Here is a 25,226-nt window from a genome sequence, read left to right as displayed (position 1 = left end):
GTCAGCTCCCGATCACGCGTGTCTGTGCTGCCACCGGCAGCAGCGGTGTGCCGTTGGGTGCGCAGACCGCCTGGCTGTCCATCAGCACCAGCGGCTGGCCGTTGGAAAGCACGCGGGTCGCGGCCACTACCCATTGCCCGGTGACACAAGGCACCGGGCTGCCGGAGACGTTGAATGGGCAGCCGGCAATCACGTAGGGGCCGCTCATCAGCACGGTCGGCTGGCCGCTGACCAGCACGCGCGGGTTAGGTACGGTTGGATTGGCGGTGCCGCCATGGGCGCAGAGCACACTGGCGCCGACATGCAGGAGAGGGCCGGGCATCTCAGCAACCCTCCGGACGCCACAGGGCGCGTGGCCGAGCACTGCTCGGGCGGCGCTGCTGCGTTGCGTGTCTGTCCATACCTGCCTCCTTGTTCCGCATCCCACGGGAACTGCCTGCGACCGCCCGCGCGGGCGACCCTAGATCACCGTCAACGCGCCGTTATTGATGGTTACCGCCGGGCCCACCAGGGTGAGCATGGCGCCCTTGCCGTTCTGGATATAAATGCCGGTGTCGTTGACGATCAGGGTCGCCCCGGTGGCGCTCTTGAGCATGATTCCGCCGGTAGGGCCGGGCAGGTCGGAGATGGTCAGGCCGTTCTGCAAGGGCGTTTGCAGGGTGATGGCCTGCATGCCGGGCGGGGTGGCTAGGGCCAGCGCGGGGATCTCCGCCGCGCTGCCCCAGAAGCAGCCGACCCAGATCGGGTGGTCCGGGTTGCCCTGCTCGAACTCCACCCAGACCCCGGAGCCGATCATCGGCAGCGCCACCATGCCGTTCTGGATGCCGGCAATCGGCACGCAGGGCATGGCCCAGCTAGCCGGAATCAGCCCGGCCACGTCGGGCACCTGCACCTGCAGGCGGCCCTGCTGCATGGGGTCGATGTTGTTCAACACCATGCCGCGGTATTTACCGTAGTAGCGCTGGCTCATGCGGGCACCGTTGGCGTGATGGAGATCAACCCGTTGCGGCTGAGGTTGAAGCTCTGGGTGAACTTGCCGCGACCCAGGGTGCTGGTGACGCTGCTGACGTAGTAAAGGCCGTCGTAGGCGACGCCGGCGCCACGCACGCCGACCAGCTTGCGTGGGCGCAGGATGCGGCCATAACGCAGCACATCGAGGCTGCCGCTGGCGCTCACCGCGTCCTGGGATTTCTTCGCCTCGGCCAGGCCGGCGCAGATGGCCTGCATCGGGCTCATTTTGGCCGTCTCCTTCATCATCTTGAGGTTGGCCAGCGGCGTGGACAGCACGCCCAGCGGCGGCTGCAGCGGGTTGAGGTTGGGGATCGGAATGGGGATCGGCGCGCGGGTCATCTGGTTCTGGATGAACACGATCGGCAGCACGCCCTTGGTCGGATCGAAGCTGAAGTTCAGCGATTCGACATTGGTGTGTGCGTCCATGTCGATGTTCAGCGCCGGCTGCGGCGGGCCGACTTTGATCTCCGGGCCGAAGTAGGCGATGTTGGTCAGCGGCACCTCGCCCGGCTCGATGTAGAACACATGGCCGACTTCCTCGGCCAGTTGGCGGATATAGGCCAGGTCCGTGCCCTGCTGGGCGGGGATACGTTCGATGGGGATCGGTACATCCGGGAAGAACGACGGGATCGGCAGCGGGATGATGCCGAACGCCGCGTACTTGGCGCAGATCAGCGCCACGCGGGCCTCGACCGGCATGGCCGGGTAGGGCATGCCGGAGAAGTCGATCAGGTCCATCACCTTGGTCAGGTCTTCGCCGGTGATGGTGATGCTGCCGGGCTGGCGATTCTGCCCGGCCTGCACCTCGACATTGGTCAGCACGCCATCGAACAGCGGCTGGGCGCGCCCGCCGAGGGTGACGATCAGCACCACCCGCAGCGGCGGTGTGCCCAGGCTGGCGTTGTTGCCCACGGCAATCAGGAACAGGGTGTTCAGTTCGGACTTGCTGTTGACCTTGAAGCGCAGCTGGAAGCCGCTGGCGCCCTCGCTGGCACTGGTTACCGTGACCTCTTCGAGGGCGTCGATCAGCATCGCCGGCACCGGCAACGGAATGATCGGGCCGATCAGCAGACTGAGATGGACGGCATTGCTCATAAGTCGTCTCCCGGCACGCCTTCCGGCAGGGTGATGCGCAGACGCCGGCCTACCGTCTCGGTCAGCTCATCCGGGCGCAGTGCGCCGTTGCCGTCGCACAGCCGCCAATACTGCTGCGGGTCGCCCAGATGGCGCGCGGCCAGGTTGTCGAGGCGGTCACCGACTTCCACCCGGTGTTCGCCCAGGGTGGCGAAGTTCTCCGGCGGCGGCACGAAACGCCGGCGTACATAACTCAGTACTTCGCCATCGGCGCGCACCCACTGGGCGATGTCCAGGCCGTGGTAGCGGCTGTCCTGGGCGAAGGCCGGCGCGGTGATGGCGTTGGCCTGCAAAAAGGCCTTGAGCGGATCGGTCATGGCAGGCCTCCAATGCCCAGTGCGTCGAAGCCGAAGGTGGCGGCCTTGCCGGCCAGCTTCTCGCGTGATTGCAGGTAGGCCATGAACAGCCCGCCGCCCTTGTGATCAAAACCGAGGTCGTCCACCGAGAGCACGCGCAGGCCGAGGTTGCAGGTGGCGTTGATCGGGTTGAGCTGCGGGTCGAACGCCTCTTCGGCTATGGAGAAATCGGTTACCCGCACCGGCACGATGCGTTTGGCGCCCCAGACGAACAGCACCAGGGCCGACTCCATCGGCGCGATCTCCAGGGTGCCCGCCGCAGCCAGCGCCTTGCCGGCCAGCAGATCGGCTGCCGCCGGGTTGATCAGCGACTCCAGCACCGCCAGCTGCGGGGCGATGCCGGCATCCACCACGGCCTGATGTTGTTCCGGATACTGCAACTGGTCGGCGGCATCGATCTCCACCTCCAGTTGGAAGGTCTCCACGGCCGGCCCCTTCAAGCGCAGCGCCTCGGAACGTTCGGCACCATCGCCGGAGCCCTGTACCTGCAGGCTGCGGGTGAGTTTTTCCGGGTTGTACTGCAGCGCAATCACCCGGCGCACCTGGGCCGACTGCGGGTCGATCATGACCAGGCCGGCTTTGATCAGGCGGGGGGAATTACTGATGGTCATGTCAGGCTCCGCTCAGTTGTTCACGGGGGTGATGGTTGTCGCCATGTCAGCGATAGGCTGTGTCTCGACGTATTGCCCGGACTGGTTGTACCAGCGCGTCGGATGGATGGTTGCGGTCCATACGCCGGTGTCTTGTCGTGCTATCGGGGTGAAAGACACGAAGCCGCCTACCAGGTAACGACCGTACATGCGGGCGACGAAGACACTCATCCGTGTTCCCGCAACGATGTCGGCGGTGCGGATAAGCGTCTGCGCACTGGCTGTCGCGCCCTGCAAGCGCGCCGCCACGCGCGCACCCTCATCGGACGTCGGTGTCGCGGTGGGGGCTGTGGTTTCTGTGGGGGGCGCCGCAGGTGTGCTCGGCGGGGCAGTAGGACTCACCTCGGCAACAGGCGCTGAGCCTTCGCCGCGTAGGGTGCCGACCGCGCCTTGCAGGCTGGCGAGGATTTCATCGACCGTTTGCGCGGCGACCGCCTGGAGATTTGTGATGAGACGGATGCTCTCATCCCGATTGAGGTCTGCCGGCACTATCGCCAGGAAACGCTCCACCACTTCTTCGGTGACGGCCGGTCCATCGCCTTGGCCGGTCATGGCATCAAACAGCCGACGTATCTCGGGATTGCTCGATAGCCGCTGGTTGAGCTCATCGGATATGCCTGGTAGGGGTTCGGCAGCTGTCTCACCTGCGTCTGTCCCAGGCTCTGTCTCCGTACCGCCATCGGTCTCGGCAGCCGCACCGCCACCGGTGCCTGTGCCGGAACCACCGACGATGTCGTCGATCGACTCGCCCCGGCGCCTGGCGTCTATCGCTGCACGCAATGTCTCTACCGTTGGTTGCACGGCCGCATCGCCAGCGCTGGCGGCTTCGGTGGCGGCGGCCAGGATGCGCAGGTCTTCTTCGCTGAAGTCATCCGGGTTGTCGGCGATAACCTGCATCATCTGCGAGGTGATCTGCTGCTGCGCCGCAGACAGGTCGCCGGTCTGTGCGGCTTGCTCCAGCGTCGCACGCAAGGCCGGATCGTTTTCGATGCGCTCGCGCAGCTCCGGGGGTATCTCGATGCCATCGTTGCGCATTGCCTCGAACAGCGTTTCCAATGGCGACTCGCCAGGGCCGACGCGCGCCTCAACCCGACTGGAATAGAGCACGATCAAGGCCACCGCGGCGACGGCTTGGACATAGCCCAGGGCGCGGTTGGCGGCCGCTCGTGGCGCATTGCGCAGTGCAGTGCGGGCCATCAGCGCCGTGGCAGTCAGTGCGGCGCCAAGCAGCGAAATGCGTGCGGCAGCGGGAATCCATTCCGGCTCGCCTTCCGGTGCGGCCTCCGGGCTTTCCTCGGTGCCCGGCCGTGGTCGCCCGGGAAACGGAATCACATTGTCAGGATTCGGCTCTGTTTCAGGAAAGATTTCCGGCGAACCCTCTGGAGTCGGCGCAGTGACAGGTGGGCTATGTGGCTCCCGGCCGCCTACAGGTGGCGACTCGGGTACGCCAACACCTTGCGGCGGGGCGTTTGGCACCCTGACCGGCGGCGAGACCGGTACCGGAACGGGAACATCCAGAGGCTCACGCCTCGGTTCGGGTGGGCGACAGGAGCAGAGTCGTCGGGCTTCGGAAAACGGCGGGTCGCAAAAGTAGCCATATAACCCGGGACGCATCATCACCACGCCCAGACGCTGCACGACACAGCCAGCGAGTGTGGCGATTGGATCCGGCATGGGCAGGCCCCGACCAACCGGAATGCTGGTGACCAGACGTTCAACCTCTACATCAGGGTTCTGCAGGGAGAAGAACTCACGGACCGCCGTTTCATAAAAGTCCAGATCGTCCATTCCCTGTTGTTCGCCATGGGGCGTTGCAGGTTTTATTTCGCCGATCTGCACGCGGGTCGGTAGGCCGTTCTCTTGGGTGACTATCGCTAGGTCGAGTCGTCCGTTGTCATCGCCGGGACTGCTGAATGGCAGCTCCACTCGCCCGCGCGGCAGGTGGGCAAGGAAGGCCAGCTGAACAATGGCGTGGGCTGCGTTGCCGGCTTCGGCCGGGCCAAGGCCGCCATAAACAGCGCCATAACAGACGCCACAACCACCGGCAGCTTCCTCCGTGACGGAGAAACGCTGGAGACGCTGGCGCTGCACAACGCCCGCGACCCCAGCCGGCTGTCCCGACAGCACCCGATTAGCCGCGCCATGTGCGTCACGCTCAAAGCCGTCGCCACTGGCGCCTACTTCGAGCGTTTCCTCTGGCTGATACTCGGGGGCCTGGCGCTGCTGCACCACATGCGCCAATTCGTGCGCCAGCAGCGCGCGGCCGCCAGCGCTGGACGGCTCATAACGGCCGTGGGCGAAGACCAGATGCCGGCCGACCGTATAGGCATGGGCAGCAACCTCCTGGGCAGAGGCTGCCGCCGTACTGTCACGATGCACACGCACTCGGCCAAAGTCGTGGCCGAAGCGCGGCTCGAAGAAGGCCCTCGTCTCGGCGGAAAGCGGTTCACCGCTGCTGTTCAACGTCTGTGTCACGCTGTCTGGTGCAGATTGAGCGGATGCCGATCCTGTCGAGAGGCGACTCAGGTGTGGAGCCGAACATGATCTGAGGTGCCCCGAGTCGCTGGCCGTACTCAGCACTTGCGCCGCGGCGCGGTCAGCTTCTACTTCAAGTGGATCGTCGCTGGCGCCTATCGCAAGCTGTGGCTGCAACCCCAATGCCTGGGCACGCTGGCAATCCTCACAGTCGTCACTCAATGCTGAGGTTCCCTTGCCGCAGGCGCACTTGCGCTGCAGCAATGAGGCTGCTGGCAGTGCCGTGGCCACAGGCGCCTGACTGGTACGAGCATTCATGGCGCGCTGCTCTCGCTGACGCTAGTACGCAACAGACTCATGCCGACTCTCCTTGCGTATCCACCCGGTGCATGAGTACGGCTGTTGCGTGTGGTCGCGCGGCTTGACCGAGGTTCGCGGCAATCCACTCGTGATTGAGCAAGCGGCCCTCGAAGTCACTCCAGATTCGCTGGTCCTTGGCGCAGCTGTAGCGCCGGCAGACGCCGGGGCGGTGGTCGTAGTCTGATGAACGCAGCATCCATCGGGTTGCTTGCGAATGTGATAGGGCTGCCCTAGGTCCCAGCGCGCGTGGCCGTCTTCTATTTCCGCGACGCTGAGGGCGAAGTTGAGACGGCAGCACACGGCCTTGCAGATGTGCAGGCGACTCTCGCAGTCGACCGTGGCCGTTGGCGGCTGGTCCTCGATGGTTTCGACTCGGATCAAGGTGCCGGGGCCAAGTTGTTCGCCGCGCTGGCGCAACTCTTCATCCACCCGTTGCATGGCCTGGCCCAGCTCGCTGCTGTCTACAACGCCCTTGGCAATCAGCAGATCTGCCAAGCCATGCACCACCGCCTGCAGCTGGTTCAGGCGCAGGGCGTTCTCGCCCAAAGCGGTATGGGCGAACAGCGTGCCGCGTTCTAGCTGGTTGTTGAGCTCCGCAACCTGGTTAATGCGCTTGCGCTCAGTCATGGCCATGCTCCTTGAGCCAGCCCCGCCAGGCTTCGACCGCCAAGTTGCGCCGGGCCTGGCTGGCGTCATGGGCGTAGCCACCTTGAGTGGCCCAGAGTTCGCGAAAGCGGTTCTCATCGTCACGGTTGACAAAGCCACGGCCACGGACAAAACCGCAGTCGTGCATGAGAATGCCCTCGAAGGCGCGCTGGGCATGCAGGCGCGTATCCGCCGACGCGGCCAGCATGTGATCGAGCAGGGCAGGGGCAGCCACCCAGCCCAGGTCGGCCAGCGCCAAGACTGCTGGCGTGATATCGCCATGCAGCTCATCCGGCGCGTTATCAAGCGCGGCGAGTAGTTCGGCCAGGCGAGCATCGGCAGACATTGGGCGTCTGCTCCTACTTGGTCGGCGCGCTGGAAGCGCCGGGGTTTTTGTAGAACTCGTTGAATGCCTTGAGCGCGGAGTTAAATGTGGCGGACTGCACGTAGTGCGCCGCTGCGTGTTCGGTCGTGACCGTTCCTTTGGCTGGATCGCTGATGGTGAAGCCCCAGGTCAGGGTGGCGTAGACGTAGCCGGTGTCTGCTGCCTTGGCGGCCGTCTCGAAGCTGAAGCGACATTTCTGGCTCCATCCTGGATAGTCCCACAGCGATGCATCGGTGACAGTCTTACCTGCCTTGCTACCGTCCTGGCTGCTACTCGCATTGGGCCAATAGTCCCGATAATAGGGCGATACGGCCGAGTCTGCTTTGGCCGTACGTGGCGATGCTGCTGCCGCTGAGTGGTCAACAAAGAATCCAGCTTCGGCACCGGTTCCGCTATCGGCGGTGCTCTGTACCTTGTTGCGATCGGCCTCAGCCCCGGACCAAACGTAGTCTTTCCCTGTACTGAGATCTTCCAGCCTGACGACCTGTAGCAAACGTATGTTTGTCGAGTCGGGAGCGGTATCGCTGGCCGTGAACTTGATCGTGCCGCTCATGCCATTCTTGGCCCCAGCATGACTCTCAGTCTTGAGGTTGGTCTTGAAGGTGCCGTCGGTAGATTTGTATTCCTTTTTCAAGTCGCGCTGCACATGGGGCGCCACATTGCGCTGCACCCTACGCAGCACCTGGTCGCGTGCCGCCAGAGACGGCGAGGGTATGTGACCGATCAGGTCAGCCAATTCATGGGCCTCGTGTTCGGCCGAGTCGCTCGGATGGCTCACGGCTAGATGCTCGCCAGGAGCGACTGCGCGCCCACCCTGTTGCACCGTATGAATGGCTTCATGTGCCAACAGGTGCTGGCGCTCGCTGGCGGTAAGTCGGAAGGCCTCGCTGCCCAGGTGAATATCCCGACCCAGGGTGTAGGCCCGCGCGTCCAGTTGATCTGCTGCGGCCATGGATGCGCGCCCGCTATGGACGCGAACCTGGCTAAAGTCGTGCTCCAGGTGAGCGCCGAGTTGCTGCATCAACGGCTGTGGGAGTGGCGTTGCCGATTCCTGGGCGGCTTGAGACAGGGTATCTGCCGGAGAATGTCGGCCAGCACTGTCCAGTGTCGTACTCGCAGGCTTGCCGCTGGTTATCGCTGGACTACTTTCTCTTCTGATCTGTTTCACTGTGCTGCTCCCTGTATCAAAAGAAACAACCGGTGCTGTGTTAAAAGTCCCCATGACAGCTGGGGCTAGATGGCATGCCCCGGGTACAGTCCGCTCGCAATACTTTGGGCAACTGCTTGCCCCAGTCCTTCGTGACCTGATTTGGCGCTACGCACTTCGCCAACCTTGATTCGAGCTGGCTGACCGATGCCGCGTAACATCTCTGCCATGCCAGTCATTGCCAGCTGGCGCTGCAACTCAGCTTGCAAGGCTGTGGAGAAGGCGTCGGTATCATCGGGCTCGATGCCACGCAGCACCAAACGGTCGATATGCAGCACGATGCGGCTCATACCCACCCCCGTGTTTCTGCATCGGAAATTGGCTTGTCGCGTTTGCCGGCCTCGATGTGCGCGGCTCGCAGCAAATGCGCCATACCTACTGCGGTGCCGGCCTCGGCGGCCAGGAAAGCAGCGGCCAGGGCGATATTGCTGATGGTGCCGCCAGGCACACTCAGGTTCGCCAGCTTGCGATAATCCAAGTGCTGCAGCGGCGTTGCCGGTGGGAACACGCCATGCCAAAGCGCCTCGCGCTGGGCCTGGTCGGGGAACGGGAAATGCACCACGAAGCGCAGGCGACGGGCGAAGGCAGCGTCCAGCGCAGCCTTGTGGTTGGTGGTGAGGATCGCCAGGCCGCGATAGGCCTCCATGCGCTGCAACAGGTAGCTGACTTCGATATTGGCGTAGCGGTCGTGGCTGTCCTTGACCTCGCTACGCTTGCCGAACAGCGCATCGGCTTCGTCGAACAGCAGGATGGCGCCGAGCTCTTCGGCGCAGTCGAAGACTTTGCGCAGGTTCTTCTCGGTTTCACCGATGTATTTGCTGACCACCGCCGACAGGTCGATGCGATAAAGCGGCAGGCCCAGGGTGTTGGCCAATACCTCGGCGGCCAGGGTCTTGCCGGTGCCGGAGTCGCCCCAGAATAGAGTGGAGATGCCCAGGCCGCGTGAGCTCTTGTCAGCAAAGCCCCAGTCGTGATGCACGGTAAGGCGGTGGCGGGTATGCACGGCGATTTGCTGCAGAACCCGGCGCTGCGCCTCGGGCAGCACCAGGTCGTCCCATTCGGCACGCGGTGCTATGAGTTGTGCCAGCTCGCTCATGCCGGGGGCATCGGCTCTGCAGGCACGGTGCAGTGCGGCCAGGTCAATCTGCGTACCGAGTCGCTTAGCGATACTGGCGATACGTCTGGCGCCGAGTCGGTACTGCCCGGCTAGGCTATCAATGATCGGCGCCAGCTCCGCGCACCGGGGGCCCATGGCCTCATGCCAGAGTCGACGCTGCTCGGGCACATCGGGACGCTCCACAGTGAGGTTTTCCCCATCCAGTGGGGTGGGTGCACGCGAGGCGATTATCAGTAGCCCGCCGAGCCGCTCGGTAAAGCGTTCGAGCGTCTTGCCGTCATCATCGCGCAGTTCTATCAGCAGGCCGCTGCCCAGTAGTGCGGCTTCGCGCTGCCAGAGTGTGGCCAGCGCGGCTTGTTCATGGGCGGTCGTGGGAATGTCCGCAGCACGCAGGCAATACAGGGCAACGCCCAGACGCCGGGCAATGTCGGCAGCGACATCCAACTGGCCCTGGGCGTCATCGCCACTCAGCAGGATGACGCGTGGCTTGGCACCATCGCCCTGCAAACTGGCGCTGGCGGCCTCGCTGATTGCTGCATGCGCACGACACATGAGGCCCGCAGGCGGAAGGGGTTGCAGAAATGGTTGCAGGCGTTGATCCAGATAATTGAGGCCGGCCAGGTAGTGCAGCACTCGCTCGTCCATACGCAGACGGCCGACCGTCAAACCGGCGCTTTCGTCGATTTCCAGCAGGCGCCAGCGGCGCAGCGGTTCCGACGGGACCATGGCATCCCAGTGGGCGGAGGGCAGCAGGCTCATGGCCAGACCGAAGGTCGCCCAGGGGCGGCCTGCCTGGCCATTGGCCTGGGCGCAGAGCGGGCCCAGCCGGGCGTCCATCTCGACGCCGGCGACGAGCAGCAGGAGATCGCGTTCGAAGTCGCTCAGTTCGAACATCCGTGCCAGGGTATCGATGGCCGGCGGCGCACTCATTGCCACACGCAGCTCAGCGCCTCGCGTCCGCTCATCCAAGGCATCGCTGCCGTCGAGCAAGGCACGCAGACGGGCGAACTCGGCCGCCAGCAGTTGCTGGTTGGCGCTCGACCAGTCCATGGCTGCCGGGGCGTTCATGTGATGGTCAACCGCAGATTGAGGAAGGTCGGTGGCGTGGTGGCGTGATCGACGATGGGGCTGTCGACCCCATCGATGCGCAGGCGCACCAGGTGCTCGCCAACTTCGGCTTGCTCGATCAGGAAATCCAGCGTGTCGGTCGGCGCCGCGAAGCTTTGCGGCGGCACCTCGCGCTGGCCGACCAGCAGGGTGGCGCGCTGACCGGTGCGCAATTCGGGGGTGAACTCGATGGTTACCAGGGCATCGCCGTCGCCGTCACGTGCCACGTTCTGCGGCAAGTTGGTGATGTCCGGGGCAAGGGTGAATGCCAGGCGATTGCTCTCTCTGGCGAGGCTTTCGCCGGGACGGATCAGCCGCGCATTCGCCTCATAAACCCCCACGGGGAAGTCATCTGCTCGGGCTACCGGGATCAGCAGCTCCATCTGCCCGGCCTGATCCGCCCCACTGGCTGCCAGGATCTCGCTTACCTCGTAGCGGGGGTTGCCGATGCGTATTTCACGGTCGCTGCCATTCAGATGGTGGCCGCGCAGCACGATGCTCTGGCCGAGTCGGGCCACCGGCTGGGCTCCGCTGGGCAGGATGGCTTCCAGGGTCGGCAGGGCCGGTATCAGGCTTGGCGAAACCACCACGCCGCGCTCGCGTCCCGAGAGTGGATCGACCTCTCCGCGCGTCAGCACCGGCAAGGGGGCGAGGGCAGGGCGGGTAGCCTCGATCAGCACCACGGATATCTGGTAAGCCGCGGTGGGCCGCAGGCTGGACTGGGTGGCCGACCACAGCTTGGAGCTTTCCTCGGTGTTGAGCGTCTGCGGCGTTATGCGTAGCAACTCGAACTGGTCGGCAAGGCCGCATTCGGCCAGCGCCCGCAGGGCCGGCGGCAACACCACGCCGAGGTCGGGTGAGGGGGTGAGGGCGGTGCGGATCATTTCGCGGGTGATGATGGGAAACTCATGCATCAACTGCATGGCATAGCCGAGCAGGATTTCGGCATGCAGGTCGCCGCCGCTGTAGGCGGAAATCAGGTAGTAAAGGTCCAGGGCCAGCGGCTGGTTGGTCAGGCGCTGGCGGCCAGCAGAGTCGTGGGAGGGCAACGCCTGATTGCGCCAGCTGGCGTTGGGGATTGCCTGATAAAGGAATAGGTTGAGCTGGCTGGATTCGGTGCCATCGGCCGGCACGACGCGGTCTGGCGGCAGCACGCTGACGGTCACTGTACTGCCAAGGATGCCGGCGACATTGTGGTTGACCAGACCATCGTTGAGCCGGTCGCGCAGCACGGCGGTGACGCCGGCCAGGGCCAGGGCGGTGCTCATCGGATGTCTCCCTTGCGCTTGGCCAGGTAGTCATCCAGCGACAGTGGTGCCGTACCTTTGCGTGAGGCGCGTTTGCTCGGCGCGCTTTCCTGGATGGCGGTGACCTCGATGCGGCCGATATGGATGTGTACTTCGTCCGGCTGCGGACTGGGTGTGGGGGATGCCGATGTGGGCGGGACGGCAGCAACCGCCTGCTTTGGCGCAACCGGGCGCGGCGAGAGCAGGGCGGCCGGTAGGGGCAGGGGGCCGCTGTCATCGCGCGAGAAAGGCTCGGTCACTGCTGAATCTTTACGTGCCGGGCCAGACAGCGCGCTTGGCGCATGCCCTTCAGTTGTTTGCCTCGGGTTCTGCGGGGAAGTGGCATCCGCTTGCTGCGCAGAGAAGCTCACCGTTGTCGTTCTCATCGGCTGCGTTATCAAACCGGGTGGCACAGCCAGCGCGAAGGGAGCATGCGTATCCGTTGGCTCCCGGTTGGGCAGGGGTGACGCCGTCGCTGGTTCGTCATGTGCCTGAAAAGCACGGGGGGCGACGGCGGGCGTCTGCTGTTCAGGCACCTGCGGACTAGACGGCCCATGCCGCTGGCGGGCGGGCAGCCTCGCTGCGGTTTCGCGCCCTGGGGTAATGACTGGCTGCTCTGTCGCACTAGCGCTCTCCATCGGTAAATCCGGCCGGTCCGCAGCCGACTCAAGCGGCTCCACGCGCTGCTGAACAGCCTGATAGGGCAATGCAGCAGGCGAACGCAGGGTTGCGCCGCGCAGGCCGCTGGCCTGTGCGGCCAGCCGCAGGAACAGGCCACTCATGGGGCCACCCTGGTCAGATAGGCGCTGCGCCGCATGGCGCTAAGTTCCAGGATCTGTTGCTCGCTCCACCCGTAAGTCTGGGCGAGCAGGTGAATTTCGTTCAGTAACTGGCGGGCGCTGACATCGACTTCCTCCCACAGATAGCCCGCCACATCGAAACAGGCCTCGCCACCCTGACCACAGGCCGGGCACTGGAAGGCCAGCGCTAGATCAGCCCAGGGGTCGGCATCCTCCAGCGCGGCCTCAACCAGCTCGCGGCGGATGTCCGAAGCACATGCATCTTCGGCGCAGCCCCGTAGCAGTTGTTGCGCGGCCGTCTCCCGGTCGGTGAGGTTGGCAACAGCTGCCAGATCGCGACTGGTGGGGCAACGAAAGCGCTGGCCGGCCACTTCAATGGAGTCGGGAGGTGGCTGCATGGGCGGCAGCTGATCCGGCAGCAGCTCGAACTCCATACGCTCGCCACAGGCGGGACAATCCAACCACAACGGCATGCAGCTGCCGAAGCTGCGCCAGCGCAAGCGCATCAGGGCTGCGTGGCACTCGCCCAGCGGCCGGTCCGCCAGACTCTCGGCTGGCAACTCCGGAGCGGCCTGGGCGAAGAGCAGCATCGCGCGGTCGAGCGGATGCCGCGCCGCGCCATGCTCCCAGAGCGCCAGCAGCTGTGCTGAAGTCAGCGGCAACATGCTGCTCAGGCCGGCTCGGTGTAGCTGGGTTCGCTGGGTTCGCTAACGTCGTAATCGCGCTCCCAACCTTCGTTTTCCAGCTTGATGGTCTGGATAGCCACCGCATTGGCATTGGCGTCCAGGTCTGGCAGCGCCTGGAACTCCGACACCCAGCAGCGGAACAGCTTGTAGGCGAGGGCGAGCTGACCGGCCTCGTTGTACACCTCGATGATCAGGTCCTTGCGGAAGTCCTTGAGCGATACCTCGGCGCCCAGCCCGGCACCGAAATTCCATACTTTGTTGGCCCACTTTTCGAACTCGGTGTCATGGGTGACGCCGCGCTCCAGGGTGATGGCTTCGAACTTGGTGCGCCCAGGCGATTTGCGCGAGGTGGACGGATCGCCCCCTTCGCGGTGCTCGACCAGCTCGGTGCTGCGCTTGAGGGCGCCGACCTTGCTGATGCCGGCGACATAGCGGCCATCCCACTTCACCCGGAATTTGAAGTTCTTGTACGGATCGAAACGCTGTGCGTTGACGCTGAACTGAGCCATGGTCTGGTTCTCCTAGACGTCGATCTGGCCGGCCATCTGCTGCAGCTTGATGACCACGAACTCGGCGGGTTTGAGCGGGGCGAAGCCAACGAGAATGTTCACCACACCTCGATTGATATCGCTCTGCGTGGTGGTTTCGCGGTCGCATTTGACGAAGTAGGCATCGCGCGGACTGGAGCCCTGGAATGCGCCCTGGCGGAACAGGTCCTGCATGAAGGCGCCGATGTTCAGGCGGATCTGCGCCCACAGCGGCTCGTCATTGGGTTCGAACACGACCCACTGGGTGCCGCGGAACAGGCTTTCCTCGAGGAACAGTGCCAGGCGGCGGATCGGTACGTACTTCCACTCGGATGCCAGCAAGTCAGCACCCGCCAGCGTGCGCGCGCCCCAGACCAGATGCCCAGCTACGGGGAAGCTGCGCAGGCAGTTCAGACCAACCGGGTTGAGCACACCGTTCTGCCGGTCGGTCATGGTGTAGCTGAAGCCCTGCACCCCGGAAAACGAGGCAGCCAGACCGGCCGGGGCCTTCCATACGCCGCGCTGTACATCGGTGCGCGCCATGATCCCGGCTACCGCACCGCAGGGCGCGAACTCGGCCAGGCGATTCTCCGACAGCGGATCGGCCATGCGCAGACGCGGGTAGTACACCGCGGCGTTGATCGCATCATCGTTGCCGATCGTGGCACGCAGTGTGTTAACCCCATCCTCGGCGTCGGCTATGGCTGTGCTCGGGCTGGCAGTCCAGGCCGCTGGGGCATCGATGATGAGTAAGGCGCGGCGTGTCTGGCAGTAGCTCGCGGCAGCCGCCAGGGTGGCGGGATCGAGGTCGGCGTCGCGGGTGAGGGGAGGGATGCACAGCAGATTGAACAGGTCGGCGGCATCCAGCGCGAAGATGCCGGTACGCTGGTCTTCGTCACCAGTGATTTCGGCATCTTCGATGGGGTCGCCATCCTCGCCGAGAACGCCTGCTGCCGTAGCTGTGCCGTCGTCATTGGCTACGGCTAAGGTGCCGTCGGTGGGACTTTCGTCAACCGGCGCCGAGGCCTGGACGTTGACCAGCGCGGATTGCTCGTTGAGTACCGTGTCAACAAAACGCGGGCTGAGCGGATCGACCGAGAGGTTGCGAAACACCTCGGAGGCAACAGTCACAGTGCCTCCAGGCCGGTCGAGTTCTTCGATCAACAGATTGAACAGCAGCGGATCTGCAGTATCGCGCGTCAGGTGATCGACCGTGGCCTGCAGGCGGCTGCCCCAAACACCGGGACTGGAGGCTTCAAGCAGCAGCGAGCCGCTGGCGGTCGGTAGTTCCAGCGTCGCGCTAACAGCCGCGTTGGCTACCCGAACTATCAAGGCGTCGCTGCCGCCATGCTGGAAGAACTGCAGCACCGCATAACTCAGGGTACTCGGCTGCCAGAGACCGCCAAACAGCCTGGAATACTCTGCGAAACTCTGAACTCGCACAGGATCGTTGACCGGCCCGCGTAGCGCGCGACCGATGAAAGCCGTGATCGAGGTAGCGACGCCGGTGATGCTGCGCACGCCGCTGGGTACTTCTTCGATATAGACGCCGGGATAACTCAGGTTGGAAGGCATGAGCTGAACTCCTCAGAGGTAATCTGATGCCCGGCCTAATGCATAGATGGCGCGCAGACCGGGCATGGAACTACTCGGTGCACAATTGGATCGATGCGGACAATGCGATGCGCACAATCAGGAAAGACGAGCGTCCAGGCCCAAATGCTGCGGAGAGGAAAAGATGCTTCCGTCCATGAAAACTAGGCGTCAAACGCGGACTACAAGAGCCCGATTGGCCATACGGCCGATAAATCTATAAAAGACCATAGGTCAGCGAAGCCGAGCCGCAATGCTGTCACTTTGCCAGACTGACGAGAGGTAGCTGTGCTGGCCTATATCATGCTTCGCATAATGTATATTATGTTAAATTAGATATATGGAGCAGAATCAGGATAAAGTCTCTGCCATGCCCTCTGCTCAATCCTGAGCCTTGCCGTTGTGCAACTCGGCGCTGTCGTCCTCCTCATTCTCCATATCGGTGTTGTCCCAGATCAGCCGAGGATCGAACGTTACTGCAGCCAGCATGGTCAGGATCACCACGCTACAGAATGCGATCGCACCGCTATCAGCCTGGATGCTAGCGATGTTGCCGAAATTGACCAGCGCAACCAGGATCGCAATAACGAAGATGTCGAGCATTGACCAACGTCCGATCCACTCGATGAAACGGTACATCAAGATGCGCTGCCGTGCCGACATAGGCTGATGACGCTGTACTGAGTACAGCAGCAAGGCGATACCCACCAGTTTGAAGGTCGGCACCAAGATGCTGGCGACGAACACTACCAAGGCGATTGGCAGCATGTCGGCATGGATCAGCTCCAGTACGCCACCCATGATGGTCGAGGGCGCACCATTGCCGAAGAAGTTGATGGTCATGATCGGCAGCATATTCGCCGGGATATAGAGCACTGCTGCCGTGATCAGCAAAGCCCAGGTGCGAGCAATGCTATTCGGCCGGCGCATATGCAGCCGGGAACCGCAACGCGAACAGTGCTGGACTTCGCCTTCGCACAGGTATTCCAGTCGATGGCATTCGCCGCAGACCAGAATTCCGGCATCAAGTGCGCGCATGGTTATCTTCCTCTTCACTGAGTGCATCCCACACCTGGTGCGGAGACATGGTCACCTCGAGCCACACCTGAGCCAGCATCAAGGCGATGAAACAGGCCATGCCGACGCCAAGATGCAGGTCGGCCAGGTCAATCAATTTGACGATCGAGACCAGGATGCCGAACAGATAGACCTCCAGCATGCCCCACTCACGCAGGTGGTGATAAGTCCGGTATAGCTGCGTGCCCAGCGGGCGCCAACTGGGAAATGGCAGGCTCAGTAGCACCAGAAGCTGGCACAGCAGCTTGACCAATGGAATCAGCATGCTGCAGAGAAAGACCACCACTGCCACGATTTCCATGTTGGAGTGATACAGCCCCACTACCCCGCTCCACACCGTGTCGACGGCGTTTTGGCCCAGCAGGTTAAGGCTCATGATCGGCAGGAAGTTGGCCGGGATAAACAGCAGCAATGCCGTCAGCACCAGGGCCAGGGCGCGGCGCTGCATCTGCGCACGGTGTACCACCAGCTCGTAGCCACAACGCGGGCAGCTGGCTTTCTGCTCTTCACCAACATGCGGATGATGCATCAGTAGATCGCACTCATGACAGGCAATCAGATCCTTCAGCGGCGGTAGCGCTTGCCGGGTATGCACGGGTTGCCCCGAATCCTGAATCATTGAATTGCTCCGTACTCATCGCAGGCCGGCTTGGCTGATGCTGGCTTGCAGATAATACCTGCACAGCTGCAGGTTTAACCCGCTTGAACATCCGTATTCTGAATAATCTGTGCTGCTTTGCCACAGCCTATGGCGGCTGGCTTCATGCTAGGGTTGGCCAACTGACAATCAGGAGACACTTCCACGATGCGCCTGAAACTGGCCGCCCTTGCCATGCTGACCCTGTTCGGTAACTCCGCGCAGGCTCATGAGTTCACCGTAGGCGATCTGCATATCGAGCACCCTTGGTCGCGCGCCCTGCCCCCCAATGCCCCTAACGGCGGCGCCTATTTCATCGTGCATAATCAAGCGCAAAGTGCAGATCGGCTGCTTGCCGTCAGTACGCTGCGGGCAGCCAAAGCCGAGCTGCATACCCATCTGATGCTAGGCGATGTGATGAAGATGCAGAAGGTCGACTCAGTGAGCATCCCGGCTGGTGGCGAAGTACGCTTCGCCCCAGGCGGCAATCACGTGATGCTGTTCGGCCTGACTCAACCACTGGTGGCCGGCGAGCGTTTTGCACTGACCCTGGAATTCGAGAAGGCTGGCAAGGTCGATGTAGAGGTGGCTATCGAAGCCGAAGCGCCTGCCGATGCCCACGCCCACCACTGAGCAAGGCGGCGCCTGGGCTCAGTCGCGATCCAGCAAATGGAACTGCGGCAGGCCCAGGTGCCACTGGATGGCCGCCAGGCGCACACCCAGCACAGTTAGCATGGCTATCCCGGTGTCCAGCCAATGCGGCGTCTGCAGCTCACGCAGGGCAATGAACACCAGCGAACCGAGAATGCAGGCGGTGGCGTAGATCTCTTTCTTGAAGATCAGCGGAATCTCGTTGCAGATCACATCGCGCATGACACCACCGGCCACGCCGGTCATCACGCCCATGATCACCGCAGTGCTGTAGGGCACATTGTGCTGCAGGGCGACTTCTGTGCCGATCACGGTGAACACCGCCAGACCAAAGGCATCCGCAATCAGCAGGCCGCGCTCATGGATCGGCCGGGTCAGGCGTACCCACAGCACGGTGCCGATGGCTGCCAGCGAGGCAACCAGGATGTAGGTATCGTTGCGGATCCAGCTGACCGGATGGTTATCCAGGATCACATCTCGCAGGGTCCCACCGCCTAGCGCGGTGACGATGGCGATCACCAGCACACCGAACAGATCCATGGATTTGCGTCCGGCCATCAGCGCGCCGGTAATGGCAAATACGGCGACGCCAAACAGGTCGGCCAGGTAGAAAAGCTGTTGCATGGGAACTCAGGCGCTTACAGGGGTGCGCATGGTAACAAACTCCTCGGCGGCTGTTGGATGGATGCCCAGCGTCTCGTCGAAGATCTGCTTGGTCGCGCCAGCCTTGAGTGCCACGGCCAGACCCTGAATGATCTCACCCGAGTCCGGGCCGACCATGTGGCAGCCAAGCACGCGATCATTCTCGGCATCCACCACCAGCTTCATCAAGGTTCGCTCCTGGCATTCGGTTAGGCTCAGCTGCATCGGCCGGAAGCGACTCTCGAACACCTTGACCACATGCCCTGCCGCCCTCGCCTGCTCTTCGCTCAGGCCTACGGTGGCAATATTCGGCAAGCTGAATACGGCGGTCGGGATCAGGTTGTAATCCACTTTGCGGTACTCCTGCGGACGGAACAACCGACGGGCTACGGCCATGCCTTCAGCCAGAGCCACCGGCGTCAGCTGCACACGACCGATCACATCACCGAGGGCGAGAATCGAAGGTTCGCTACTCACGTAATGCTCGTCGACCTTGATGAAGCCTCGCTCATCCAGCTCGACGGCGGTATTTTCCAGGCCGAGATTGTCCAGCATCGGCCTACGCCCAGTGGCGTAGAACACGCAATCGGCCGGCAACTGGCGACCATTCTGCAGCGTGGCAAGCAGGCTGCCGTCCTCTTGTCGCTCAATCCGGGTGATATCACAGTTGAATTGCAGGTCCAGTCCCTTGCGGGTCAGCTCGTCTTTCAGGTGCTGGCGTACCGCACTATCGAAACCGCGCAGGAACAACTCACCGCGGTACAGCAGCGAGGTCTGCGCACCGAGGCCATGGAAGATCGAGGCGAACTCGACGGCGATATAGCCGCCCCCGACCACCAGCACACGCTTGGGCAGTGTCTTGAGAAAGAACGCCTCGTTGGAGGTGATAGCCAGTTCCTTGCCGGGAATGTCCGGCACTTGCGGCCAGCCACCGGTGGCGATGAGGATATTGGCCGCGCTGTAACGCTGGCCGTTGACCTCGACGCTGTGCTTGTCGAGCAGGCGAGCGTGTCCCTCCAGCAGCTCTACACCGCTGTTGACCAGCAGATTGCGGTAGATGCCATTGAGACGCTGAATCTCGCGATTCTTGTTGTTGATCAGGGTCGGCCAGTCGAAGCTAGGCTGTTCACTGCTCCAGCCGAAGCCCTGCGCCTGCTCGAAGGTCTCGGCCAAATGGGCGCCGTAGACCAGCAGTTTCTTCGGCACGCAGCCTACATTGACGCAGGTGCCGCCCAGGTAACGGCTTTCCGCTACCGCCACCTTGGCGCCATAGCCCGCTGCGAAACGTGCGGCACGTACACCGCCGGAACCGGCACCAATGACGAAAAGATCGAAGTCGTAGGGCATGGGTTGTGATCTCCTTAACAGGCTGCCAGCATACCCCAACGTCCTCGTCGAGCGTTCGCCAGGAGTGCCTGAGATGCGCCCTAGCCTGACCCATATCGCCCTGCATGTTCCCGACTTGCAGGCCTGCATCGACTTCTACGAGCAATTCTGCGGCATGCGCATCATCCATGAGCGGGCCGGCAAGGGTTCGAAAATCGTGTGGATGGCCGAGCCAGGCAAAGAGCACCAGTTCATTTTCGTGATCATGCCCGGTGGGGCTGAACGCTACCTCGCCGCGGACGATTACAGCCATTTCGGCTTCGCCCTGGACAGTCGTCAGCAGGTCGACACAGTCGCCCAGCAAGCAGAACTGGCAGGCTGCCTGATCTGGGCACCGCGTGAGGAGCCCTACCCTGTCGGCTACTACTGCGGATTACGCGACCCCGCGGGCAACTATGTCGAGTTCAGCTATGGCCAACCGCTCGGGCCTGGCTCCGAGCACCTGCCAATCCCCTGAAATGCAAAAGCCACCCGCAGGTGGCTTTGCTGGCATGGCGCCTGGAATCAGTAGGCCCGGCCGGTCTTGTACAGGTGTTCGAAGCAGAAGTTGGTCGCGTCAATGTAGCCCTCCGCGCCACCACAGTCGAAACGCTTACCTTTGAACTTGTAGGCGATCACGCAACCATCCTGAGCCTGTTTCATCAGCGCATCGGTGATCTGGATCTCGCCACCCTTGCCCGGTTCGGTCTTCTCGATCAGTTCGAAAATATCCGGGGTAAGGATGTAACGGCCGATGATCGCCAGATTGGACGGTGCGTCTTCCGGCTTCGGCTTCTCGACCATGGTGTTCACCCGGTAGATGTCATCGCGGATCATCTCGCCGGAAATCACGCCATATTTCGAAGTTTCTTCCGGCGGCACTTCCTGGATCGCCACGATGGAGCAGCGGAACTGGTTGTACAGCTTGACCATCTGCTGCAGCACGCCATCGCCTTCGAGGTTCAAACACAGGTCGTCGGCCAGGACTACCGCGAACGGCTCGTCACCAATCAGCGGGCGGCCACTGAGAATCGCATGCCCCAGGCCCTTCATTTCGACCTGACGGGTGTAGGCAAAGCTGCACTCATCGATCAGGCGACGGATGCCGACCAGGTACTTCTCCTTGTCGGTGCCCTGGATCTGATGTTCCAGCTCGTAGCTGATGTCGAAGTGGTCTTCCAGAGCGCGCTTGCCGCGCCCGGTGACCATGGCAATTTCGGTCAGTCCTGCTTCCAGAGCCTCCTCAACGCCGTACTGGATCAGTGGTTTGTTGACCACTGGCAGCATTTCCTTGGGCATGGCCTTGGTTGCGGGAAGAAAGCGGGTGCCATAACCGGCAGCCGGGAAGAGACATTTCTTGATCATGGGAGTCCTGGATACAACTATGAATAAACTGTCGCGCAGTCTAATCAGGCGGCGCGGGCCTTACAATGGCGCGGATGAGGACACTATCGGGGCCAGCTAAATAAGATTATGTTGGGTACAAAAAACCCGGCCGAGGCCGGGTTTTTTGTGAAGCTACAGGGGCAATTACTTGGCCTGAGCTTCTACTTCAGCTTCTACGCGACGGTTAACAGCGCGGCCAGCTTCGCTAGCGTTGTCTGCAACCGGGCGGGACTCGCCGTAACCGACCGAGTTAACGCGCTCGGCGCCGACGCTGTACTGGTTGACCAGAACATCACGAACGGCGTTGGCACGACGCTCGGACAGCTTCTGGTTGTAAGCGTCGGTACCCACGGAGTCAGTGTGACCTTCCACGGTGGTAGCGGTTTGCGGGTACTGGTTCATGAAGTCAGCCAGGTTCTTGATGTCACCGTAGCTTTCTTCTTTGACCTGGGCCTTGTCGAAGTCGAACTTCACGTCCAGCTCAACACGAACCACTTCAGCAACAGCCGGGCAGCCATCGGCGTCAACGGTGGTATTGGCCGGGGTGTCCGGGCACTTGTCGACGTTGTCGCAAACGCCGTCGTTGTCGCTGTCGCTGCACACGTCAGCAACCGGCTCAGCGGCCGGGGCAGCAGGCTTGGAGCCGCCACCGAAGTTCAGGCCGATACCAACGCTCGGGGCCCACTCAGTGTCGCCCTGGTCGATGTTGTACTGAGCTTCAACGCCAGCGCGGGCATAGAAGTTCTCGGTGAAGTACATCTTGGCACCGCCGCCCAGGTTGGCGAAGGTGGAGCCGTTACGGCCGCCGTTGCCATTCTGGCCGATGCTCTGGTCAGAGAAGCCAGCGGATACGTACGGACGCAGGGTGTCGCCCGGGGCGTTGAAGTGGTACAGGGCATCCAGAGCGGTGTTGGAGCCTTTGATGTTACGGCCGTCGTCGCTACGGGCGTTGTGTACTTCGTCGTAACCCAGACGCAGTTCCACGTCGTCGGTCAGGAAGTAGCCAACGGAGGCACCGAACAGGTTGCCGTTGTTGTCAAAGTCGCGGGCGCTATCAAAGAACTCTTTCTTGGCGAAGCCTTCGATTTCAACAGCGCCTTGGCCTTGTGCCAGTGCATTCAGCGAAGAAGCAGCGATCAGCGAGCCGATGACTACGCCCAAGGTGTTTTTCAGTTTCATCCGTAAATCCCCATCATGATATTGCAGTGAGTTGCCCCAACGGTCATGCGGAGCAACTTGGTGGCGGAGTCTACCAGAATGACCGGGCAGCGTGCTTGAGATAATTTGCCGCAGATTAAGTTTCGTCGACGCCGGCAAATTTTTCGCGCAAACGGTCAAGTGCCCGTTTGTAGCGCATTTTCGTAGCACTGAGACCCATGTGCATGATGTCGGCAATTTCCTGGAATTCCAGCTCAGCGACAAAACGCAAAACCAGGATTTCCCGGTCTATTGGATTGACATGCACCAGCCAGCGATCAAGACCTCCACGCTCTTCAGCTTTGGGGGTCTTTTCTTCGGACGCTTCTTCCAGCGGATCGAGACTTAGTGCATCAAGCAAACGACGTTTGCGGCGCTCTTTGCGATATTGGGTAATGCATTCGTTATAAGTGATGCTATATAGCCATGTTTTAAACTTGGACTTGCCTTCAAAGTTCTTCAGGCCATACAAGACCTTGAGCATGACTTCCTGACAAACATCATCCGCATCACGTTCATTACCCAAATAACGGGCACATACATTGAACAGGGTGCGCTGGTAGCGCCGCATGAGTTCTTCATATGCGCGAGTGACGTGAAACAGTTCGACATGCGCCCGCTGCACCAACTCCTCATCCGAGAGTTCGCGCGGATCGTAACGCATGGATAGCGATTGGCCTGTATTCAAAACGGGTCGTGCCGACAAAGAGGTCAGGTGGCAGCCAACGCCCACAGGTGTGGGCACTGGCGGCATACATTAGCAGGGATTGATTGTCAGCGACTGCTGACGTGCTGCTCGAGCAAAGTGCGATTGGCCAGCGAAACCAGCTCGCCCTCCTCGGTCAGGAGTACGGTTTTTACCGTCCCGATCTCCTCGATCTGCCCTTCGACCTCACCCACCTTCACTTGTTGCCCGACTTCATACAGTTCGCGCACATAAATACCAGCGAGGATCTGCCCGGCAATATCGCGACTGCCCAACCCCAGAGCCAAGGCAATCGCCAGACCAATGGAGATCAGCACGATGGCGATCACGTTGTTGAGCAGTTCGGTTTTTACTTCCAACTGACCGATGGCTACCGAGATGCTGATGATGATCACCAGCCCCTGGGCAACACGCCCCAGGCCGGCGGCATAGTCCAGACCGACACCTTCCGCAGCGCCGCGGACAATGCCGCTGAGCAGCTGGGCCAACAACACACCAGCCAGCATGATTGCTGCCGCGCCCAGCACTTTCGGCAGGTACAGCGCGAGTACGTCGAGGGTGGCGGATACGCGATCCAGGCCTAGGGACTCGGCGGCGGAAACCAGGAAGATCAACAGGATGAACCAGTAGACGATCTTGCCAATCAAGGTGGAAACCGGCACCTGAATGCCTACGCGGGAGAGCATTTTGGTCAGCCCGGTACCCGACATCAGGCGATCCAGGCCAACCTTGGCCAGGAGTTTGGAGAGCAAAGTATCCAGCAGCTTCGCCACCACGAAACCGAGCAGCACGACCACCAGCGCACCGAACAGACGCGGGATGAAGCCGGCGATAGGAGCCCACACCGAGCTCATGGCGTTAACGAGACTTTGAGTCCAGGGGTCGAATTCCATATTCAATCAGCCTTGTCTGCGGAGCGCGGGGATGAGGTGCGGGAAACCGGGGTTACATGGGCCGAGCCGTTGTTCAGCGCAATCATCAGGGCCTCGATACAGTGCCCCATGAGACTGAACAGATCGCCCACGCCAACCTGACGGTTGGCCGTTTTCAGGACGCGACCGAGTGTGGCGTCGTCGTCGTGTGTGGTCGTGTGCGACTTGAGCAAGTCGCGCAAGGATTCTTCGAACGGATCGTGCATGCGCACCTCGCGTGGATATGTTGCCTAGACGTGCCCCTGTCCGGCGGGGTCACATCTACAGCCAGCGTAATCGGCGAAACAGCCACCATTGGAATGTGGCCATCGCGCCGATCAGCACACAGGCAATCAGGAAACCATACGTACTGTCCGCACCAGGGATGCCGCCGACATTGATCCCGAGCAGGCCGGTGATGCAGCTGATCGGCAGGAAGAAACCGGTAATGATGCCGAGCCAGTACATGGTGCGCCCCATGTGCTCGCTCATGCGCCGGTGTTCGGACTCCAGCACCAGCCCTACCCGCTCACGGACCAGCTCCAGCTCTTCCAGATAGCGAGTCAAGCGATTGTGCAGCTCGTTCCAGTAGCTGGTGTCGCTGGCAGCAAACCAGCTGAAACCATTGCGCAGCAACTGCGCATAGATATCGCGCTGCGGTGCGAGAAAGCGTCGTAACCCGGCGGCGCGCCGGCGAATCTGCAGCATCAGGCTGTGATCAGGTAGATAGCGTTCGTTGCTGTCCAGGCGCTCTTCCTGCTCGTCAAGCTGCTCGGATAGATCGCTGACCAGGGTGTCGACACGATCCGTGAGGTTTTCCGCAAGGAACAGGATCAGCTCGGCCGAGCTCTTCGGGCCCTGGCCTTTCGCCAATTGCGCGATCAGCTCTTCGGTTGCGCGCAGAGGGCGCAAGCGCAGGGAAAGCACTCGCTGCGCATCGGCAAAGATGCGCACGGAGACCATGTCTTCCGGTTCTGCGCCGGGGTTGAGGTTGACCCCGCGCAGGAACAGCAACAACTCATCGGCAGGCAACGCAAGCACCCGTGGGCGGGTGTTTTCTTCCAGCAGCAGATTGCAACTGAACTCGTCGAGCCCACTCTGGCTTCGCAGCCAGGCCTGCGCCTGCGGATGACTGCGATCCCAATGCAACCACAGGCTTTCCTCAGCCTTGAGCTGCAAGCCATCCAGTTCTGCACGGGCAATGCCACGCGCCCCGCCTCGCCCATCGAGAACGAAGGCATGCACCAGGCCCCACTGCAGGTTGTCCTGCTCAATCATCCGTAATCACTCTGTCTGGTGGCGAGCAAGCCCGCAG

General features: G+C 62.1%; 28 protein-coding genes. 2 read left to right on the top strand and 26 right to left on the bottom strand.

From position 1 onward, the window contains the following. Window position 1: 1 nt before the first annotated feature. From H3H45_RS11395 to H3H45_RS11310, 18 genes are all read right to left on the bottom strand, one after another. On the bottom strand, window positions 2-322 hold the full coding sequence (locus H3H45_RS11395) for a hypothetical protein (RefSeq protein WP_182833830.1): 321 nt from the start codon (window positions 320-322) through the stop codon (window positions 2-4). A 138-nt stretch (window positions 323-460) separates the two neighbouring features. Then, entirely contained in the window at window positions 461-970 is a 510-nt protein-coding gene (locus H3H45_RS11390) for a phage baseplate assembly protein V (RefSeq protein ID WP_173206478.1), read from the bottom strand. Then, window positions 967-2,106 (bottom strand): hypothetical protein, encoded by a 1,140-nt coding sequence (locus tag H3H45_RS11385; protein ID WP_182833829.1) that lies wholly within the window; start codon window positions 2,104-2,106, stop codon window positions 967-969. Before H3H45_RS11385 ends, H3H45_RS11390 begins: the two co-directional genes overlap by 4 nt. Next, entirely contained in the window at window positions 2,103-2,462 is a 360-nt protein-coding gene (locus tag H3H45_RS11380; protein ID WP_182833828.1) for a LysM domain-containing protein, read from the bottom strand. Before H3H45_RS11380 ends, H3H45_RS11385 begins: the two co-directional genes overlap by 4 nt. Beyond that, a complete protein-coding gene (locus H3H45_RS11375) occupies window positions 2,459-3,112 on the bottom strand; it encodes a hypothetical protein (protein ID WP_182833827.1) in 654 nt (217 codons plus the stop codon). Before H3H45_RS11375 ends, H3H45_RS11380 begins: the two co-directional genes overlap by 4 nt. 12 nt (window positions 3,113-3,124) lie before the next feature. After that, window positions 3,125-5,944 carry an eCIS core domain-containing protein gene (locus tag H3H45_RS20010; protein ID WP_220494232.1) on the bottom strand — a complete coding sequence of 940 codons (2,820 nt, stop codon included), beginning with the start codon at window positions 5,942-5,944 and terminating at the stop codon, window positions 3,125-3,127. A gap of 21 nt (window positions 5,945-5,965) precedes the next feature. Next, a complete protein-coding gene (locus H3H45_RS11365; protein ID WP_182833825.1) occupies window positions 5,966-6,613 on the bottom strand; it encodes a hypothetical protein in 648 nt (215 codons plus the stop codon). Beyond that, the gene (locus H3H45_RS11360; protein ID WP_182833823.1) at window positions 6,606-6,977 is read right to left on the bottom strand and encodes a hypothetical protein; all 372 of its coding nucleotides are present in this window, start codon (window positions 6,975-6,977) and stop codon (window positions 6,606-6,608) included. The genes H3H45_RS11365 and H3H45_RS11360 overlap by 8 nt, the downstream gene beginning before the upstream one ends. A gap of 13 nt (window positions 6,978-6,990) precedes the next feature. Beyond that, entirely contained in the window at window positions 6,991-8,238 is a 1,248-nt protein-coding gene (locus tag H3H45_RS11355) for an eCIS core domain-containing protein (protein ID WP_268939318.1), read from the bottom strand. A gap of 11 nt (window positions 8,239-8,249) precedes the next feature. Then, window positions 8,250-8,513, bottom strand: coding sequence for a hypothetical protein (locus H3H45_RS11350; RefSeq protein ID WP_182833820.1), 264 nt, complete (start codon window positions 8,511-8,513; stop codon window positions 8,250-8,252). After that, window positions 8,510-10,408, bottom strand: a complete 1,899-nt coding sequence (locus H3H45_RS11345) for an ATP-binding protein (RefSeq protein ID WP_182833819.1) — start codon at window positions 10,406-10,408, stop codon at window positions 8,510-8,512. The genes H3H45_RS11350 and H3H45_RS11345 overlap by 4 nt, the downstream gene beginning before the upstream one ends. Then, window positions 10,405-11,715 (bottom strand): DUF4255 domain-containing protein, encoded by a 1,311-nt coding sequence (locus H3H45_RS11340; RefSeq protein WP_182833817.1) that lies wholly within the window; start codon window positions 11,713-11,715, stop codon window positions 10,405-10,407. The genes H3H45_RS11345 and H3H45_RS11340 overlap by 4 nt, the downstream gene beginning before the upstream one ends. Continuing rightward, window positions 11,712-11,993, bottom strand: coding sequence for a hypothetical protein (locus H3H45_RS11335; RefSeq protein WP_182833816.1), 282 nt, complete (start codon window positions 11,991-11,993; stop codon window positions 11,712-11,714). The genes H3H45_RS11340 and H3H45_RS11335 overlap by 4 nt, the downstream gene beginning before the upstream one ends. 518 nt (window positions 11,994-12,511) lie before the next feature. Continuing rightward, complete coding sequence (locus H3H45_RS11330) at window positions 12,512-13,198, bottom strand: hypothetical protein (protein WP_182833814.1); 687 nt, start codon at window positions 13,196-13,198, stop codon at window positions 12,512-12,514. Window positions 13,199-13,203: 5 nt separating this feature from the next. Then, on the bottom strand, window positions 13,204-13,728 hold the full coding sequence (locus H3H45_RS11325) for a phage tail protein (RefSeq protein ID WP_182833813.1): 525 nt from the start codon (window positions 13,726-13,728) through the stop codon (window positions 13,204-13,206). 12 nt (window positions 13,729-13,740) lie between these two features. After that, the gene (locus tag H3H45_RS11320; RefSeq protein ID WP_182833812.1) at window positions 13,741-15,321 is read right to left on the bottom strand and encodes a phage tail sheath family protein; all 1,581 of its coding nucleotides are present in this window, start codon (window positions 15,319-15,321) and stop codon (window positions 13,741-13,743) included. A 399-nt stretch (window positions 15,322-15,720) separates the two neighbouring features. After that, entirely contained in the window at window positions 15,721-16,377 is a 657-nt protein-coding gene (locus H3H45_RS11315; protein ID WP_182833811.1) for a paraquat-inducible protein A, read from the bottom strand. Continuing rightward, a complete protein-coding gene (locus H3H45_RS11310) occupies window positions 16,364-17,035 on the bottom strand; it encodes a paraquat-inducible protein A (protein ID WP_182833810.1) in 672 nt (223 codons plus the stop codon). Before H3H45_RS11310 ends, H3H45_RS11315 begins: the two co-directional genes overlap by 14 nt. A gap of 186 nt (window positions 17,036-17,221) precedes the next feature. Between H3H45_RS11310 and H3H45_RS11305 the strand changes: the two genes are divergently transcribed. Then, window positions 17,222-17,686, top strand: a complete 465-nt coding sequence (locus tag H3H45_RS11305; protein WP_182833809.1) for a copper chaperone PCu(A)C — start codon at window positions 17,222-17,224, stop codon at window positions 17,684-17,686. Window positions 17,687-17,704: 18 nt separating this feature from the next. Here the strand turns inward: H3H45_RS11305 and H3H45_RS11300 are convergent, their stop codons facing one another. Further along, a complete protein-coding gene (locus H3H45_RS11300; RefSeq protein WP_173206432.1) occupies window positions 17,705-18,328 on the bottom strand; it encodes a trimeric intracellular cation channel family protein in 624 nt (207 codons plus the stop codon). Window positions 18,329-18,334: 6 nt separating this feature from the next. Beyond that, complete coding sequence (gorA, locus tag H3H45_RS11295; RefSeq protein ID WP_182833808.1) at window positions 18,335-19,693, bottom strand: glutathione-disulfide reductase; 1,359 nt, start codon at window positions 19,691-19,693, stop codon at window positions 18,335-18,337. Between the two features lie 73 nt (window positions 19,694-19,766). On the opposite strand from gorA, the gene H3H45_RS11290 reads away from it, so the two are divergent. Further along, window positions 19,767-20,189, top strand: a complete 423-nt coding sequence (locus H3H45_RS11290) for a VOC family protein (protein ID WP_182833807.1) — start codon at window positions 19,767-19,769, stop codon at window positions 20,187-20,189. 47 nt (window positions 20,190-20,236) lie between these two features. Here H3H45_RS11290 and galU read toward each other — a convergent pair whose 3' ends face one another. The 6 genes from galU to H3H45_RS11260 all read right to left on the bottom strand — a co-directional run bounded on the left by galU (window position 20,237) and on the right by H3H45_RS11260 (window position 25,189). Further along, window positions 20,237-21,076, bottom strand: coding sequence for a UTP--glucose-1-phosphate uridylyltransferase GalU (galU, locus tag H3H45_RS11285; RefSeq protein WP_173206387.1), 840 nt, complete (start codon window positions 21,074-21,076; stop codon window positions 20,237-20,239). A 165-nt stretch (window positions 21,077-21,241) separates the two neighbouring features. Continuing rightward, window positions 21,242-22,276, bottom strand: coding sequence for an OmpA family protein (locus H3H45_RS11280; RefSeq protein WP_182833806.1), 1,035 nt, complete (start codon window positions 22,274-22,276; stop codon window positions 21,242-21,244). Between the two features lie 115 nt (window positions 22,277-22,391). Next, the gene (gene sigX, locus H3H45_RS11275) at window positions 22,392-22,982 is read right to left on the bottom strand and encodes an RNA polymerase sigma factor SigX (RefSeq protein WP_182833914.1); all 591 of its coding nucleotides are present in this window, start codon (window positions 22,980-22,982) and stop codon (window positions 22,392-22,394) included. 86 nt (window positions 22,983-23,068) lie between these two features. Next, window positions 23,069-23,893, bottom strand: a complete 825-nt coding sequence (locus tag H3H45_RS11270) for a mechanosensitive ion channel family protein (RefSeq protein ID WP_182833805.1) — start codon at window positions 23,891-23,893, stop codon at window positions 23,069-23,071. Between the two features lie 2 nt (window positions 23,894-23,895). Next, the gene (locus H3H45_RS11265; RefSeq protein WP_182833804.1) at window positions 23,896-24,138 is read right to left on the bottom strand and encodes a CrfX protein; all 243 of its coding nucleotides are present in this window, start codon (window positions 24,136-24,138) and stop codon (window positions 23,896-23,898) included. Between the two features lie 55 nt (window positions 24,139-24,193). After that, entirely contained in the window at window positions 24,194-25,189 is a 996-nt protein-coding gene (locus tag H3H45_RS11260) for a zinc transporter ZntB (protein WP_182833803.1), read from the bottom strand. Window positions 25,190-25,226 lie beyond the last annotated feature (37 nt).

Origin of the sequence: Aquipseudomonas guryensis (genome assembly GCF_014164785.1) — a bacterium.
Classification (GTDB): domain Bacteria; phylum Pseudomonadota; class Gammaproteobacteria; order Pseudomonadales; family Pseudomonadaceae; genus Aquipseudomonas; species Aquipseudomonas guryensis.
Note: the sequence above shows the minus strand (reverse complement) of the source record. Positions and strands in the feature narration are given on the sequence as shown.